The following is a 16,898-nucleotide window of genomic DNA, read 5'->3' as shown; positions in this document are numbered from 1 at the left end:
GTATAGTATAAAATCAACACTTTATAAAAACTGTTCTTTTAATCGAGAACAGTTTTTTGTTTATCAATACTCGCCATTCTGCTATAATTCATTAACTGTTTTTCAAAAAACGAAGAAAATAGATCTGCATTAGGGTTAATTATTTTCCCTTCTTGATTTACCAGAATTACTTTATTAGTATAATGAATTACTAATTCATCCGAAGAACATTTTGGAAACTTAAATTCATATTCATTTTCCAGATTGTAGTTATGTCGTTTAATCGTTTTTAACCAGTTATCCGTTTGTTCGTCATCTGTATTAATAGCGATAAAATCAATATCTGGATATACTTTACTTAAGTGAGTTGTTTTTTTATGGGCTTTTACATAATGATCTTTTCTTTCGATAGACCAAAAATAAAGTGCCGTAACTGGCTTTTCAAAAAGTTCAGACAATTTGGTCATCTCACCATTAGAGGATATAAGATCTTGATCCGGAATAATATTATTAGGTTTTAATCTAGCTGTTGCTTTTGCCAATTTTTTAAGTTCTTTCTGAAATTTTTTATTACTACTAATTGATAAATAATGATCTAATACTTTCTGAGAGGTGTAATCATTTTTGTTATCCAATATAAAATTGGTAGTAATACCTCTTAGTAAGTTATTCTTAATATAAGATTGCTGTATAACACTGTCTACAAGATCAAGCTTATACATGGTATATTCAACCTTATTTTTAGAGAAAGATTTTTGATTCATATACTTGGTATATGAAGAATTAGTAAAATAGTGATTTAAGAATCTGTTGTAGGAGTATAATCTCATCAAATCATCTTCATTATAATTGACGAGATCTCTATATTCAAAAAAGTTTTTAGGAATTTCATTTGCAATATTTCTATTCTTGAGTCTAGAATATTGATATCTATACAGGTACATTTCATATCTAGAAAAGAAATCATATTCAAAACTAGACTTGCATATTTTGGTAGCGAGATCACTAAGTGGGTATTTGTCCGTCAGACTGGTGAATCTTTGCAGTCTCAAATCTAATAATGAATCCTGTTCTTTCTTAAATGCTTTTGGTCTTAAGGTATATCTTCTATTCGATAATCGATTTCGTTCACTTTCATTTTGTAAAAACATATCAATTAAGAAATTGTTTTTTCGTGAACCTTTACCCGTGAAAACAAGAGATTCATCAAATTCTAAAGTATTTAAACGCATTAAAATACTGTCACCTTTTTCTAACAGAATTAATTGATATTCTGGATTATGTCTAAAGGAGTATAACCCGTCTTTAATATTCTCTATCTTATGTAGAAATCGATTGTTCTTGTCTAAATAAATTGTGTCTTGATAATCATCACCTTTAAAAAGAACTACATAATCCGTATTCGGATTTACAATTTCTCCGCCTAAGTATACATGATTATTTGTCACTTCTTCAGTAGAGTCACAACTAAATAAACAACAACTAGATATACAGATAAAAAAAAGATACTTTAGTCTGAAGAAAAACATTTTGGGCGCTATTATTATACTGACAAACATTCAAAAATAAAAGGAAAGACTTTTCTGACTTGTTAAGAATACGTTAATTGTGTTATTATTAGCGTATATCTAAGAATTATAGAAAAGCAGTTTGTGTTCTTTTTTAATTGATTTTTTATTATAAAATACTATTTAAAATACCTAAGTATTCTTTTAGGGTTTGAATCCATTTTTCTACTTTTGCCGAAAATACAATTTATTACTATGTTATCAGTTTCTAATCTTTCAGTACAATTCGGTAAGCGGGTTTTATTTGATGAAGTAAATACCACCTTTTCCCAGGGTAACTGTTATGGTATTATCGGGGCTAATGGAGCAGGAAAGTCTACATTTCTAAAAATTCTTTCTGGGACAAATGAGCCTACTTCTGGGCATGTACATTTAGAACCAGGTAAGCGGATGTCGGTTTTAGAGCAGAATCACTATGCTTATGATGAACATACAGTTTTGGAGACTGTAATCATGGGAAATAAAGAATTGTATAAAATCAAAACGGAAATCGATGCATTATATGCTGATTATACCGATGAAAATGCAGAAAAGATTGGAGAGCTTCAAGTGCAGTTTGAAGAAATGAATGGATGGAATGCGGATAGTGATGCTGCAACCATGCTTTCTAATTTAGGTATTAAAGAAGACCTACATTATACAAGTATGGCTGATCTTGATACAAAGCAAAGAGTACGAGTGCTTCTTGCACAGTGTTTGTTTGGTAATCCAGATGTTCTGATAATGGATGAGCCAACGAATGATCTTGATTATGAAACAATTTCGTGGTTAGAAAACTTTTTAGCTAATTATGATAATACAGTGATTGTGGTTTCTCACGACCGTCACTTCTTAGATTCTGTGTGTACTCATATTTCGGATATTGATTTCGGAAAAATTAATAATTATAGTGGTAACTATACTTTTTGGTATGAATCTTCGCAATTAGCAGCAAGACAGAGGGCACAACAAAATAAAAAGGCAGAGGAGAAAAAGAAAGAGCTTCAGGAATTTATTGCTCGTTTTAGTGCCAATGTTGCTAAATCAAAACAAGCAACTTCTCGTAAGAAAATGATCGAGAAATTAAATATTGAAGATATTAAACCTTCTAGCCGTCGTTATCCAGCAATTATTTTTGAGAGAGATAGAGAAGCAGGAGATCAAATTCTAAATGTAGAAGGATTAGCAGCGAGCGTAGAAGGAGATATATTATTCAAAGGAGTAGATATCAATCTGGCAAAAGGAGATAAAGTTGTAGTTTTTTCAAAAGATTCTCGAGCAACCACTGCTTTTTATCAGATTTTAAATGACAAACAAAAAGCCGACGATGGTAAATTCTCATGGGGTGTTACCACTTCACAATCGTACTTGCCAGCTGATAATAGCGAGTATTTTCAAAATGACCTGAATTTAGTAGATTGGTTACGTCAGTGGGCTACTACCGAAGAAGAACGTGAAGAAGTTTACATTAGAGGATTTCTAGGAAAAATGATTTTTAGTGGAGAAGAGGCTCTAAAAAAATCAAACGTATTGTCGGGAGGGGAAAAGGTAAGATGTATGTTATCTAAAATGATGATGACAAGAGCAAATGTTCTAATGTTAGATGAACCTACCAACCACTTAGACCTGGAATCTATTACTGCCTTTAATAATTCACTTAAGAACTTTAAAGGAACTATATTGTTCACAACCCATGACCATGAGTTTGCACAAACAGTTGCTAATCGAGTGATAGAATTAACACCTAACGGAGTGATAGATCGTTATACTACTTTTGATGAGTATATGAGCGATAAAAAGATCAAGGAATTACGAGAAAAAATGTATGCTGTGAATGTTTAATAAACAGCTTTTGAAAAAAATATTCTAGAAAAAACATCTACAAGAAGTAGGTGTTTTTTTGTTATTGGACTAAACCTTCAAACTTTACAAACATATATTCCTTAATGGCAGATTCGAGTGTTTGTTGATGGTCATTAAAAAAAGTATGATCTGTAATTAGTTGCATGATGAAGTACTCATCTAGCTTGATCAATAGTTCTGGAGATACGTTTTTAAAGATCTTATTTTCAATACCGAATACGTAAAATTCTTTTAAGTCTTTTAGTAAGCCTTGTAAAAAATGTTCTACGATATCCCAAGCACTCGGATAGTGCATCTGTAATTGTTTTAGATAAAAAGGAGAAATATCTTTTACACCCTCTGCCAATATTTTAGCTAAGGCTTCATACTGGTAACCTAAACCCATAATTTCAATAGAAATTTCACTTTTGTAAGCTTTAAGCTGATCCACACGTACTTGGGTTACATATTCAAAAATTTCTTCTTTCGTAACAAAGTATTGATAAATAGTAGACTTACTTTTATTCATCAATTTTGCTAGATCATCCATGGTAAGCTCTCCAAGCTCGATATTCCTAAGTTTAGGCAATAAAGCTTGTGTCCATTGTTCTACTTTTTTGCTCTTATCTTTTCTTTCTCGATGAATTGATTTTCTTCCCATGCTTGGTAATTTGTAAAAATCGAACTATATTTGGTTAAATAGTTCGAAAAAATACATATCTTTTTTCAAACATAACCATTTGACACGTGAAAAATCAAGCAGTTTGGCAAAAATATTCTGGAAAGGTTGCCTGGCCTACGATAATTTTATTCATCTTTCTATGTCTAGGGTATGTGTTGCTTTGGAGACTTTATAGTAATGGTTTTTCACCAATATGGACTTCTACTATTGGTGCTGCCATAGCTTACGGAATGTTTACCATAGCGCATGAAGCGAGTCATGGTAATATAGCAGGTGGTGTTTCCTCATTTGAAAAAATCGAACATATACTGGGATGGATCTCTAGTTTTTTCTTGTTGTTTCCATTTTCTGCATTCGTCGTAATTCATTTGAGACACCATGCGCATACCAATGATCCAGAACATGATCCTGATCATTATGTAAATGGAAGTAATCCATTATCCATTTTTTTTAGATGTCTTACGCTAATTGGTCATTATTTTGGTTTAACCTTTGGAAAAAATAGTACAAAGAATACTGCTATGCGAAATATCAAAAATCAGTCGCTGTTATTTTTGATTTTTATAGTTAGTCTTATTAGTACACTAATTGTGATGGGATATGGAAGTGCATTGTTTTTTGTTTTCATTTTATCTGCATTGATAGCAGCTCCTATATTGGCATTTTCTTTTGATTGGCTGCCTCATTATCCTCATAATAACCTAAGTAAGTATCATAATACTCGAGTTGTAACGATTCCAGGATTAGAATTGGTTTCATTATATCAGAGTTATCATTTGATTCATCATTTATACCCTAGAGTGCCTTTCTATAAATATAAAAGTTGTTTTAAAGATGTAGAGTCACAACTTTTTGAAAAAAAGTCCATTGTAGAAGGTTTTAGAAATAAGGATTTAGCTCTGTTAGATAAGAAAAATACGTATGAAGATATCATATCCGGAAGGACTTGGAATTATGTACTGGAAATTGAAAATGTGTTTAATGAAACTAAAGATGCGGTTAAAATAGTTTTTAAGAATCTAGACCAAATACCTTTTTCTTTTTTGCCAGGACAATATGTTGTAATATCCGATTATGTAAGCGATCAATTAATAAGTAGGTGTTATTCTATATGCGAAGATTCGATTACAGGAAAACTAAGTGTAGTGGTTAAAAAAGTTTCTAAAGGGAAGTTATCTAATCATCTGGTGACTCATATGAAGAGTCATAAAAAGTTGAGAGTTTCTGGTCCTTTCGGTAGATTTTTATTACCAGAAGTATTGGACAAGTCATTTCTTTTTATAGCTGGAGGAAGTGGAATTACTCCGATCATATCAATGATAAAATACGTACTTAGGACTTCCAAAAACGAAGTGAAACTATTGTATGGTAACAAAAGTAATGAAGATATTATTTTCGCTAATGAATTACAAGAGCTATCGTCTTTATATCCTAATCGATTTACCTATATAAAAAGTTTACAGCTTTTAGATAAAGAAACACAACAAGGTTACTTGCTAGAAACATCAAAGGATACTTATTGTTATGTTTGTGGTCCAACACCTATGATGGAAGCATCAAAAGAAGTATTAACAGCATTAGGGGTGAACAAAAAGTTGATTCATTTCGAAGAATTTTCTCAAAATATTGAGAAACTATCTGGAAAGACTCAAAGCATCTCAGTAGAAGGAAGAGACCAAAGTTTTATATACGAAGGAGATCAATCCGAAAGTATTTTAGAATCCGCATTACGAAATGAACAACAGCTTCCTTATGCCTGTAAAAAAGGAGACTGTGGAACCTGCAAAGTACAATTATTACAAGGCCAAGTGCAGTGGAAACCGTATCAGGATATGGTATTACTAGACAATGAAATTGATCAAGGATATATTCTTACCTGTATGTGTACACCAGAAACCGATCTAAAATTAAAATTATGAATATCGAACAGGAATATGATTATATAATTATAGGAAGCGGTTTTGGTGGGTCTGTAAGTGCACTAAGACTAACCGAAAAAGGGTATAAAGTTTTAGTAATAGAAAAGGGAAAGTGGTATCGTCCTGAAGATTTTCCAAAAACAAACTGGAATCTTAGAAAATGGTTGTGGGTACCTTTTTTAAAATGGTTCGGAATCATGAAAATGTCTTTTTTCAAGCATGTAGTGGTAATTTCTGGAACTGGAGTAGGAGGAGGTTCTCTGGTTTATGCAAATACATTACCAGTTCCCAAAAAGGATTTTTTTGTTTCCGGAAGTTGGAAAAATTTGGCAGATTGGCAATCCGAACTAGCTCCATTTTATAACATAGCGCTAACGATGTTGGGAGCGCAAAAAAATCCCCACTTGTTTGATGGGGACAAAGCTCTTGAAGAACTAGCAACAAGTTTGGACATAAAAAATGATTTTTCTGCAACCGATGTAGCTGTTTTTTTTGGCACTCCAAATAAAAAAGTAGCAGATCCATACTTCAATGGAAAAGGCCCAGAAAGAACAGGATGTAATTTTTGTGGAGGTTGTATGACTGGTTGTAGAATTGGCGCTAAAAATACTCTGGATAAAAATTATTTGTATTTAGCACAACAGCAAGGAGCTCAGATTCTTGCAGAAAATGAAGTAATAGATGTAGTTCCTAGCAATGATGAATATATCATTACTTTTAAATCTTCTACAAGCTATTTTCCTCGAAAAAAACAAGTACGTACTAAAGGAGTTATTTTTTCTGGTGGAGTATTAGGTACTGTAAAACTTCTGCTAAAATTGAAAAAACATTCTTTACCTAGATTATCAGATTATTTAGGAGCAGATATAAGAACAAACAATGAAAGTTTGATAAGTGTTACTAACCTTAACGGCACTAAAGATATGTCCAAAGGTGTGGCAATAGGTTCTATACTTCATACCGATGAGAATAGTCATTTGGAAATTGTGAGGTATGCAAAAGGTTCAGGTTTCTGGCGATTGTCACATTTGCCTTTAACTCATGGTAAGAATACCATAGTAAGAGTGATAAAAATCGTTACAAGTTTTATTAGAAACCCATTGTCATATATAAAACTTTATACGGTAAAAGATTGGAGCAAGAGCACAGCAATTTTATTGTTTATGCAAACATTAGATAGTACCCTGAAATTTAGACTAAATACTTTTGGGAAAATGAATACTTCTGTAAATGATGGAGATAAACCAAGCGCATTTATTCCGGAATCTTTAGGGTTAGCAAAACAATATGCCAAAATTACCAAAGGAAAAGAAACTGTTTTTGGATTAGAACCTTTAGCAGGTATTCCTTCTACAGCACACATATTAGGTGGGGCTGTAATGTCTGATAACCCAGAAAGTGGTGTGATCGATAAGAATAATCAGGTTTTTGGCTATAAAAACATGTATATATGTGATGGGTCAATGATTTCAGCAAATCCAGGAGTAAATCCATCATTATCAATTACCGCTATAGCAGAGCGGGCAATGAGTAAAATACCGAATAAATCAGATGTGTAAGCTATTGCTTATTATTTTGAAAGTAACGATACAACAGAAAAATACCATATCCTATAAATGAAATGGCAAGTAAAATTCTATAGTTCCATTGCACGGGTTCTGCTTGTAAGTGTTGATATAATCTAAATGTTCCGAATAAAGTTCCAAGAATACCAATGATCAAATCGTATTTACTTTTGGTAGTTTTATTGTTAGTTTCATCCATGAGGCTAAGATAAACTTTTTTCGATTATAGGAACAGCTGCTTCTACATCTGATTTCTTCACAAAAAGCTGAATGTGATCTGGAATTCCACCACCAAAACCAGCTGCCATGCCTGATTTCATATCATCTCTTGTAATAGAATTTATACCTCCGTCTTGGAGTATGTTTTGCAAGAATTGTACGTTAATAAAACTTCCCGTATAGACTCGTTCATATTCACTATCAAAAAACATAGGTGGTACTTTATGCGTTAAAATATTTACTGTTCCAAATTGCAGTATTAAAGTTTTTGCCTAGTGCAAATCCATAAAATAAGACTACAGCTGCAACAGATTTAAACATAAAGAAAAATATCATAACATATTCTGAAGAGGTATTTTCTTTGCTAAATAATCCCTGAGGTATCATAAAAGTTAATAATACGCTTACCAAAAATGTAAGTACAATCAGATTTTCGAAGCTTTTAAAAAACCACATCATCAATTTTCGAAATGGATGAAGGTCTTCTCCCCATTTGTGTATGAGGTAATAGTAATCATTACCCATTGGAGCAAATAATAAGGGATCATCTGCATTTTCTAACTTAAATAATTTTGAAGGAGCTATTATCTTAAAGCCTTTTAGTTCTAGATTGTGGGTTTTTTCCAGGTCTTTTATTTTGGATAATGCTTCTTGTGGGAGTTTACCTTTAAAATATTTAGAAGCTAAAAAACGAAGTCTGTAATCAATACATATTTTTTTGATTTGGTCGATATGATAGATGTTATTACTATCTAAATAATCAAATATAAAATCATTCTTTTCTATAGGTGTTCCGTTTTCTAATGTATCCAGAATTCGGCTATCTTTTTGATTTTCTCTAGTAAAAATAGCTTCAACTTGTGATCTCCAATTCGTTTCATCTAGCTGTTTAGCACGAACGTTTGCCAGCTTTTGTTCAATATTAGTTTTAGGGAATATCATTTTCTTTCTCTTTAGCTCTACTAAATTAAATATTTAGAATCTGGATTCCAAGATTTTATGGTTTTTAACAACTGTTGAATTGTATGCTTCTATTTGGTGTTTTTTTTCAATAAAAAAAGCCTTTGATGTATTCAAAGGCTTTTATAGAATATTTGTTTAACTTCTTATTTATCGTAATTCAGCTCCTAATTTATTTTCGAAATTATGCTGAAGCTTATTCATTATTTTATCAATTTGCTTATCTGTAAGCGTTTTATGCTCATCTTGTAGTGTAAAACTCACAGCATAAGATTTTTTACCTTTTGGAAGGTTTTTACCTTCATACACATCAAATAGATTAATGTTTTTTAGAAGTTTCTTTTCAGTTTGATTTGCAATTGCATGTATTTCCTCAAAAGAAACGGTATTATCCAATAATAAAGCAAAATCTCTTCGTACTTCTGGAAACTTTGGAATCTCAGTAAATTTAATCTTACTTCTTCTAGCAAATTCTAAAATAGTATCCCAATCAAAATCAGCAAACAAGACCTCTTGAGAAATAGAAAAGTGTTTTAAGACAGATTTTTTTACGATTCCAAATTCTACAAGTTTTGATTTTCCTAAATGATAAGAAACTCCTTCAGAAAAGATATCATTTTTAATTGGTGAAGTTTTGGATTTTTTTATTCCTAATCGATCTAGTATAGCTTCTATTACTGCTTTAAGATAAAAGAAATCACTTTTCTCTTGGGTTACTTTCCAACTTTCACTGGTTTTATTTCCAGAGATCACTAGGCTCAAGTGTTTATCCTCAATCCTACCACTCTCGTAATTGTGATACGTCTTTCCAAATTCAAAGAGTTTAAGGTCGGAGCGTTTTCTATTAATGTTATAAGAAACTGCTTCCAATCCAGAAAATAATAGAGATTGACGTAACACAGCCAAATCATTACTCAATGGGTTTAGCATTTCTACATTATGATCAGCATTTAATTGCTCTGATAACGAGATGTATTCTGGTGACGTAAGAGAATTTGCCAGCATTTCATGAAATCCTTGACCAACTAATTGATTAGAAATGGTATTCTGAATTGTATGGTCAGAAAACTTATCTATATTGGATACAGAAGCATTTAGTTTTTGGCTAAAATTAATATTATTGTAACCATATACACGAAGGATTTCTTCGATAACATCAGCTTCTCTTTGCACATCATTTCTATAGGATGGAATGGTAAGGCCTAATCCTCCTTCAGTTACACTATTGACTTTAATTTCTAAAGAGCTCAAAATATCTTTGATTGTTTCCTGAGGTAGCTCTTCTCCAATTAATTTGGTAGTGTTTTCAAATGACAAGAATACCTGAAAATCCTCTATTTTTTTCGGATATAGATCAGTAATATCACTTGTAATGTCCCCACCTGCCAATTCTTGAATGAGTAATGCAGCTCTTTTTAGAGCATACTCTGTTATCGTTGGATCAATACCTCTTTCAAATCTAAAAGAAGCATCGGTGTTTAGTCCATGACGTTTTGCTGTTTTTCTAACACTTACCGGATTAAAATAAGCACTTTCTAAGAAAATGGAGGTTGTACTTTCTGTAACACCTGAGTTGACACCACCAAAAACTCCTGCGATACATAGAGGTTTCTTTGCATCACAGATCATAAGATCTTCTTCGTGCAATTCTCTTTCTACTTCATCAAGGGTTGTAAATTTTGTACCAGCTTTACATGTTTTTACTTCAATTTTATTTCCTTCGATACGGTTAGCATCAAAAGCATGTAATGGTTGCCCAAGTTCATGCAAGACATAATTCGTAACGTCTACTACATTGTTTTTTGGCGTAAGACCAATTGCTTTAAGACGATGTTGTAGCCAGTTTGGTGATTCTGCTACTTTTAAGCCAGAAATGGAAACTCCACAATATCTAGGAGCTAACTCATTATTTTTAACTTCTACATCAAATTTGTGAAGTCTATTATCAATTTTGAAATTACTTACTGAAGGAGTAATCAATTCTAGATTAAGATCTTTTTGTTGTAATCCAGCTTTAAGATCTCTTGCAGTACCCCAATGACTCATTGCGTCTGCACGATTAGGCGTTAACCCAATTTCAAAAATCTGATCATTTTCGATGTCAAAAACATCTGCCGCGGGAGTTCCAACAGGAATATCCTTATCCAGAACCATAATTCCATCATGACTTTTGCCTAACCCTAATTCGTCTTCTGCGCAAATCATCCCGTGACTTTCTTCTCCACGAATTTTACCTTTTTTGATAGTCCATTCTGTTCCTTCACTATCATAAAGCTTGGATCCGATGGTAGCAACAGGCACCTTTTGTCCTTCTGCCACGTTTGGAGCTCCACATACAATCTGTACGGGCTCACCAGTTCCTAGATCTACTTTAGTCACTTTTAGCTTGTCCGCATTCGTGTGCTGTGCACAACTGATTACTTGCCCTACTACAACTCCTTCTAAACCTCCTGTAATACTTTGGTAAGTCTCTATTCCTTCTATTTCAAGCCCTAAGTCCGTAAGTAGTTCTCCAGTTTTTACTGCATCCCAATCAAGCTTAATAAATTGCTTGAGCCAGTTATATGAAATTTTCATTAATGATGATTCTGAAATTAGGCCGTAAAGATACTACTTTGAGGAAAGTTGACAAACAAGATTTACTTCTTATATTATGGAAAACTACTTCAATTTAATTTCATCGGTTTATGAAAACTATTTAATAAACTTTTCTATAATTAGAAGACAAAAATAAAAGAGACGAAACGGTGAGATACATAAATTTTAATTATTAAAATCATATACAAAATGATGGTTTTCAACGTAAAAAAATATTTTTTTACCTTTGTAGTATAATCATATTATTAAATAAGCCCCCAATGAAGTCCTTCAAATTAATAATTGTATTCGTCTTTTCTATCTTTCTTGGAAACCATATCGGGTATTCACAAAATAAGAATGCCGATGACTCCGAGGAATATATCCCAAAAGGAGTAGCAACCAGAACCAAGAAGAACGCTGGGTTTAGTAAGGGAAAGATGAACAAAGCTAATCGAGCAAATGGTTCAGATAGGGATGCAATTTTTTCTGATAAAGAAAAAAATGCTAGGGCTCTAACCGCTCAAAAATCAAGAAAGAGTGGGAAAGTAAAACTTACCAAAGAACAGGCCAAAAAGAGAATAGAGGAAAGAGTGAGGGCAATTAAGGAAGAGAATAAAAGAAAAAAGAAGACACCTTCCAAAAGGAATAAGCAATGATGTAGTTATCATAAAATCTTCTAAATTATATAAAACTGTCTGTTGAGATTAAGATATCTTTCCAGACATTTTTTATATTCGCACATATCACACAATTCCTATGAAGAAATTTATTTTACTCTCATTTTCGGTAATAGCACTTTATTCATGCAAAAAAGACGTTTCCAGTAAAAAATCATCCAATGAAACTTTAACATTAAAAAGTGGTTTGTGGAAGGCTTCAATGACCGTTCAGGACAACGAAGAATTACCATTTCTTTTCGAGGTATTTGAAGATCAAACATTACGAATTTTTAATGCAGAAGAAACTATTGATGTTGATGAGGTGACCGTAAAAGGAGATTCTCTTTACATCAAATTTCCCGTTTTTGAAGGATATATCGCTGCAAAATTTAATGATTCTACCACAATCACAGGTAGTTTTATTAAAGAAAGCTTGGATAGAATTGTACCTTTTAAAGGAGAATATGGTGTTAAAGATCGATTCGAAATACTAGCAAAACCAACGGCAAATATTCAAGGAAACTGGGAATCCGTATTCAGTCCAGATACTCCAGAAGATAAATACATTGCGAAAGGTATTTTTAAACAAAATGGAAATGTAGTAACAGGAACTTTTAGAACTACTACCGGAGATTATCGCTATTTAGAAGGAGTAATAAATAACAATAAGCTAGAGTTGTCAACTTTTGATGGAGCACATGCATTCTTTTTTAAAGCAGAGGTTACTGATAGTACTATGAACGGCTATTTTTATTCAGGTAATCATTGGAAAGAGCCATTTGTGGCAAAACGAAATGAATCATATGAGCTGCCTTCAGAAGATTCTCTGACTTTTTTAAAAGAAGGATATGATAGGTTTGCTTTTAGTTTTCCGGATGCAAAAGGAAATCAGATTTCTCTAGAAGATGAACGTTTTAAAGGGAAAGTAACGTTAGTGCAAATCATGGGAACTTGGTGTCCTAATTGTATGGATGAAACTAAGTTTTATGTGGATTATTATAACAAAAACAAAAATAAGGATATAGAGTTCGTTGCATTAGCATTCGAATATGCTAAGACTTCTGAGAAAGCTTTTAAATCTATCGAAAGAATGAGGACAAAACTTAAGGTAGCATATCCTATTCTTTTAGCGCAATATGGAACATCCAATAAAGAAAAAGCTCAGGAGAAATTACCAATGCTAAACCATGTTTTATCATATCCAACTACTGTATTTATTGATAAAAAGGGATCCGTTAGAAAAATACATACAGGTTTTAACGGTCCTGCCACTGGCCAGAAGTACCTGGATTTCAAACAAGAATTTGAAAGTTTTGTTAACCAGCTGTTAAATGAATAAATGATTTAACATTAATTAGTACTTGTTCTTTTTCTTTAACAATCCCGTAACATCAGGATTAAAAATATCGTCTTATCATTGCTTAATTCGTGTGATTTTTCTTTCATACGAGCTGAAAGTAAATCATTTATAACTACAGTATTCAAAATTTACCATTGCAGTCTAAGGGCGCTTTTTCGATTGATTGTGCGGTAAATTATAACTGATCTGTAAAAATCTAAAGTAAAACAGATGAAACAATCTAAACTTATCATGACATTGTTGGTGGTATCAACAATGTTGTTCTCAATTGATTCTAAAGCACAATTAAATACACCTGAGGCGAGCCAAAGAGCAAAGGTTTCTCAGAGAGTAGGGATAACAGACATTACAATAGACTATGGAAGACCAAGTGTAAAAGATCGTGAAGTTTGGGGGAAATTGGTTCCTTATGGGTTTAATAATCTAGGATTTGGTACTTCTAAAGCAGCTCCTTGGAGAGCAGGAGCCAATCAGAATTCTACGATAGAATTTTCTCATGATGTAAAGATAGAAGGAAAAGATATCAAAGCTGGGCTTTATGGTTTGCATATTGCACTAAAAGAAGATGGTGGGGCAACGGTTATATTTTCTAAAAATTCCTCTTCATGGGGAAGTTACTTTTATGATGAAAAAGAAGATGCTTTAAGAGTTGATGTTAAAACCAAAGATGTGCCCCATACAGAGACCTTATTATTTTTATTTCCTTCATTTGATGCTAATAGTACAATTGCTGCTCTACGTTGGGAAAAGAAAGAAATACCATTCAAAATTGAAGTAGATGTAAATGCAATAGTAATGCAAGGATTGAAAGAAGATCTTAGAAGTAATAAGGGATTCACTCAATCTAATTGGGATAATGCTGCTAATTTTGCATTTAACGCTGGAGATTTAGATCAGGCTTTAGAGTGGGTAAATGCTTCTATAAGTGGCAACTTTTTTAGTAAAGAAACATTTGGGAATCTATCATTAAAGTCAAGAATTTTATCCAAACAAGGTAAAACTCAAGAAGCAATGGAAGTAGTTGATAAAGCAGTAGCCAAAGGAAATGCTAGTCAGGTGTTTCAGTTAGGAAATGGGCTTATTGGGCAAGGTCAGAAAGATAAAGCTTTAGAGGTTTTAAAGAGTAATGTGAAAAATAGTAATGGCGCTTGGCCTTCTAATTATGGATTAGCAAGAGCATATGCAGCAACAGGAGATTTTAAAAATGCCATAAAATCTATGAACACTGCGATGAGTAAAGCACCAGAAAGATTTAAAAATAGATTGTCTGGAGAATTAGAAAAACTCAAAAAAGGAGAAGATATAAATTAGATTGTTAAAAATAAACCAATTTTATCAAGGGGTCAGAAAAGTTCTGATCCCTTTTTTATGTATTTCAAACTTTAATAGTTAATGATTTAAGTACTATGAAATAGCAAGTTCTGGCTTCTAGAAAAGGTGTAAAACTTTGACAGTATTACCATATCTTTGCACCACCAAATTTATACACATGAGTAAAGCTGTTTATATCGCTACTATAGAACCTAATAGTGGTAAATCAATTGTAGTACTAGGACTGATGAGAATGCTGCTGGGAAAAGTAGCTAAAGTGGGTTATTTTAGACCTATTATCGATGATCCTAAAGAAGGAGAAATCGATAATCATATCAATACGGTAATTTCCCATTTCGAATTAGACATCAATTTTAAAAACACCTACGCTTTTACACGAAGTGAGGTTTTACAAAAATACAACCAAGGTAGATCAGGTGCAATTATTGATGGTATCATTGAGAAGTATAAAAATTTAGAAGAGAAGTTTGATTTTATTCTTGTAGAAGGAACTGACTTTTCTGATGAAGGAAGTATCATAGAGTTTGATATCAATGTAATAATCGCTAAAAATTTAGGAATCCCATCTATTATTGTTGCGAGTGGTGTTGATAAGACGAAAGATGAGATTTCTGGAAATTTAAAGTTAGCATATGACACTTTTACAAGCAAAGATGCAGAAGTGTTAGCGGTTGTGGCTAATAAAGTGGTGGATGGATGTGAGAAAGAATTGAAAGCACAACTAGAAAAGGATTTTGACAATGACATAGAGAAAATTATAATCCCTAAAATTGGAACTTTAATTAATCCTACAATTAAAGAAATAGTTAAAGAATTAGTAGGGAAAGTTCTTTTTGGGAAAGAATTTTTAAATAATCAAGCAGGGAGTTTTGGTGTTGGAGCAATGCAGTTGCGAAATTATCTTACACATCTCAAAGACAATAGTTTAGTTATTACTCCCGGAGATCGAGCAGATATAATTTTAGGAGTACTACAAGCGAATATATCTGATAATTATCCTAAAATTTCTGCGATTATTCTTACCGGAGGAATAATTCCTGAAGAACCAATTTTAAAATTAATCGAAGGCGTTTCGCTCTCCGTACCAATCATTTCCGTAGCTCAAGGAACCTTTTCCATAACGAATAGAATTGGTGCTATACGATCAAAAATTTATGCAGATAACCTTCAAAAAATCAACACATCTATTAGTACTTTCGAAAAGCACGTGGATGAGGATCGTTTGGTGGACCCGTTGATAACGTTTGAATCAGATAGTTTAACACCAAGTATGTTTCAGTATAACCTGTTGAAACGAGCACTAAAGAATAAAAAACATATTGTCTTGCCAGAAGGTTCTGATGAACGAATTTTAAGAGCTACGTATAGGTTACAAGCTTCTAATGTTGTAGATGTAACACTCATTGGTGAAGAGAAAAAAATAAAAACGAAAGCAACAAAGCTAGATATTCCTATAGATTTTGAGAAAGTTAAGATTATTTCTCCAACGAAATCACCACATTTTGAAGATTATGTACAAACATTTTATGAGTTAAGAAAACATAAAAATGTAAACCAAGATATGGCTAGAGATATGATGGCAGATGTTTCTTATTTTGGTACTATGATGATTTATAAAGGACATGCGGATGGAATGGTATCAGGTGCAGTTCATACTACACAACATACGATTAGACCGGCTTTACAGTTTATTAAAACCAAACCAGGTGTAAAAGTAGTTTCGTCAGTATTTTTTATGTGTTTAGATGATAGAGTTTCTGTTTTTGGAGATTGTGCGATTAATCCAAACCCAAATGCAGAGCAATTGGCAGAAATTGCTATTTCTTCTGCTCAATCTGCAGCAGCTTTTGGTATAGAACCAAAAGTTGCTATGTTATCCTATTCTTCCGGTACTTCCGGAAAAGGAGAAGATGTAGAAACCGTACGAGAAGCGACCAAAATTGTAAAAGAAAAACATCCAGAATTAAAGATTGAAGGGCCTATACAGTATGATGCTGCTGTAGATATGAGAGTGGGGCAGAGTAAACTTCCGGATTCTGAAGTTGCTGGGCAAGCTAGTGTTTTAATATTTCCAGACCTTAATACTGGTAATAACACTTATAAAGCAGTACAGAGAGAAACAGGAGCATTAGCCATTGGACCAATGTTACAAGGATTGAATAAACCCGTAAATGACCTAAGTAGAGGGTGTACTGTGGATGATGTGTATAATACTGTAATTATAACAGCAATCCAGGCGCAAGGATTATAAAAT

Annotated in this window: 13 protein-coding genes; 7 read left to right on the top strand and 6 right to left on the bottom strand. The window is 32.7% G+C overall.

The genetic code is table 11. From position 1 onward, the window contains the following. Window positions 1-38: 38 nt before the first annotated feature. On the bottom strand, window positions 39-1,427 hold the full coding sequence (locus ABD077_RS24405; protein WP_343914822.1) for a TlpA family protein disulfide reductase: 1,389 nt from the start codon (window positions 1,425-1,427) through the stop codon (window positions 39-41). A gap of 315 nt (window positions 1,428-1,742) precedes the next feature. On the opposite strand from ABD077_RS24405, the gene ABD077_RS24400 reads away from it, so the two are divergent. Next, complete coding sequence (locus ABD077_RS24400; protein ID WP_343914821.1) at window positions 1,743-3,368, top strand: ABC-F family ATP-binding cassette domain-containing protein; 1,626 nt, start codon at window positions 1,743-1,745, stop codon at window positions 3,366-3,368. A gap of 61 nt (window positions 3,369-3,429) precedes the next feature. Here the strand turns inward: ABD077_RS24400 and ABD077_RS24395 are convergent, their stop codons facing one another. Next, the gene (locus ABD077_RS24395; RefSeq protein WP_343914820.1) at window positions 3,430-4,029 is read right to left on the bottom strand and encodes a TetR/AcrR family transcriptional regulator; all 600 of its coding nucleotides are present in this window, start codon (window positions 4,027-4,029) and stop codon (window positions 3,430-3,432) included. Window positions 4,030-4,115: 86 nt separating this feature from the next. On the opposite strand from ABD077_RS24395, the gene ABD077_RS24390 reads away from it, so the two are divergent. Next, the gene (locus ABD077_RS24390; protein ID WP_343914819.1) at window positions 4,116-5,969 is read left to right on the top strand and encodes a fatty acid desaturase; all 1,854 of its coding nucleotides are present in this window, start codon (window positions 4,116-4,118) and stop codon (window positions 5,967-5,969) included. After that, complete coding sequence (locus ABD077_RS24385) at window positions 5,966-7,528, top strand: GMC oxidoreductase (protein ID WP_343914818.1); 1,563 nt, start codon at window positions 5,966-5,968, stop codon at window positions 7,526-7,528. The genes ABD077_RS24390 and ABD077_RS24385 overlap by 4 nt, the downstream gene beginning before the upstream one ends. 1 nt (window position 7,529) lies before the next feature. On the opposite strand, the gene ABD077_RS24380 is transcribed toward ABD077_RS24385, so the two are convergent. The 4 genes from ABD077_RS24380 to pheT form a co-directional block, all read right to left on the bottom strand. Further along, window positions 7,530-7,733: a hypothetical protein gene (locus ABD077_RS24380; RefSeq protein ID WP_343914817.1), complete on the bottom strand. Its 204-nt coding sequence runs from the start codon at window positions 7,731-7,733 to the stop codon at window positions 7,530-7,532. Between the two features lie 4 nt (window positions 7,734-7,737). Next, on the bottom strand, window positions 7,738-7,965 hold the full coding sequence (locus tag ABD077_RS24375) for a putative signal transducing protein (protein WP_343914816.1): 228 nt from the start codon (window positions 7,963-7,965) through the stop codon (window positions 7,738-7,740). A gap of 10 nt (window positions 7,966-7,975) precedes the next feature. Then, window positions 7,976-8,695 (bottom strand): hypothetical protein, encoded by a 720-nt coding sequence (locus ABD077_RS24370; RefSeq protein WP_343914815.1) that lies wholly within the window; start codon window positions 8,693-8,695, stop codon window positions 7,976-7,978. Between the two features lie 168 nt (window positions 8,696-8,863). Beyond that, complete coding sequence (gene pheT, locus ABD077_RS24365; protein ID WP_343914814.1) at window positions 8,864-11,290, bottom strand: phenylalanine--tRNA ligase subunit beta; 2,427 nt, start codon at window positions 11,288-11,290, stop codon at window positions 8,864-8,866. Between the two features lie 281 nt (window positions 11,291-11,571). Here pheT and ABD077_RS24360 point away from each other — a divergent pair, with 281 nt between their 5' ends. From ABD077_RS24360 to pta, 4 genes are all read left to right on the top strand, one after another. After that, on the top strand, window positions 11,572-11,949 hold the full coding sequence (locus tag ABD077_RS24360; RefSeq protein WP_343914813.1) for a hypothetical protein: 378 nt from the start codon (window positions 11,572-11,574) through the stop codon (window positions 11,947-11,949). A gap of 100 nt (window positions 11,950-12,049) precedes the next feature. Further along, the gene (locus ABD077_RS24355; protein WP_343914812.1) at window positions 12,050-13,291 is read left to right on the top strand and encodes a peroxiredoxin family protein; all 1,242 of its coding nucleotides are present in this window, start codon (window positions 12,050-12,052) and stop codon (window positions 13,289-13,291) included. 231 nt (window positions 13,292-13,522) lie between these two features. After that, entirely contained in the window at window positions 13,523-14,623 is a 1,101-nt protein-coding gene (locus ABD077_RS24350) for a DUF2911 domain-containing protein (RefSeq protein ID WP_343914811.1), read from the top strand. A gap of 178 nt (window positions 14,624-14,801) precedes the next feature. Continuing rightward, window positions 14,802-16,895: a phosphate acetyltransferase gene (gene pta, locus ABD077_RS24345; protein WP_343914810.1), complete on the top strand. Its 2,094-nt coding sequence runs from the start codon at window positions 14,802-14,804 to the stop codon at window positions 16,893-16,895. Window positions 16,896-16,898: the final 3 nt, after the last annotated feature.

This window comes from Aquimarina litoralis, assembly GCF_039523995.1.
Taxonomy (GTDB): Bacteria; Bacteroidota; Bacteroidia; order Flavobacteriales; family Flavobacteriaceae; genus Aquimarina; species Aquimarina litoralis.
Note: the sequence above shows the minus strand (reverse complement) of the source record. Positions and strands in the feature narration are given on the sequence as shown.

Bases quoted from the DNA above. Each gene is read 5' to 3' on its own strand.
- ABD077_RS24355 (WP_343914812.1), top strand. From the start codon at position 12,050: ATGAAGAAATTTATTTTACTCTCATTTTCGGTAATAGCACTTTATTCA.
- ABD077_RS24350 (WP_343914811.1), top strand. From the start codon at position 13,523: ATGAAACAATCTAAACTTATCATGACATTGTTGGTGGTATCAACAATG.
- ABD077_RS24375 (WP_343914816.1), bottom strand. From the start codon at position 7,965: ATGTTTTTTGATAGTGAATATGAACGAGTCTATACGGGAAGTTTTATT.
- pheT (WP_343914814.1), bottom strand. From the start codon at position 11,290: ATGAAAATTTCATATAACTGGCTCAAGCAATTTATTAAGCTTGATTGG.
- pta (WP_343914810.1), top strand. From the start codon at position 14,802: ATGAGTAAAGCTGTTTATATCGCTACTATAGAACCTAATAGTGGTAAA.
- ABD077_RS24395 (WP_343914820.1), bottom strand. From the start codon at position 4,029: ATGGGAAGAAAATCAATTCATCGAGAAAGAAAAGATAAGAGCAAAAAA.
- ABD077_RS24360 (WP_343914813.1), top strand. From the start codon at position 11,572: ATGAAGTCCTTCAAATTAATAATTGTATTCGTCTTTTCTATCTTTCTT.
- ABD077_RS24400 (WP_343914821.1), top strand. From the start codon at position 1,743: ATGTTATCAGTTTCTAATCTTTCAGTACAATTCGGTAAGCGGGTTTTA.
- ABD077_RS24380 (WP_343914817.1), bottom strand. From the start codon at position 7,733: ATGGATGAAACTAACAATAAAACTACCAAAAGTAAATACGATTTGATC.
- ABD077_RS24370 (WP_343914815.1), bottom strand. From the start codon at position 8,695: ATGATATTCCCTAAAACTAATATTGAACAAAAGCTGGCAAACGTTCGT.
- ABD077_RS24385 (WP_343914818.1), top strand. From the start codon at position 5,966: ATGAATATCGAACAGGAATATGATTATATAATTATAGGAAGCGGTTTT.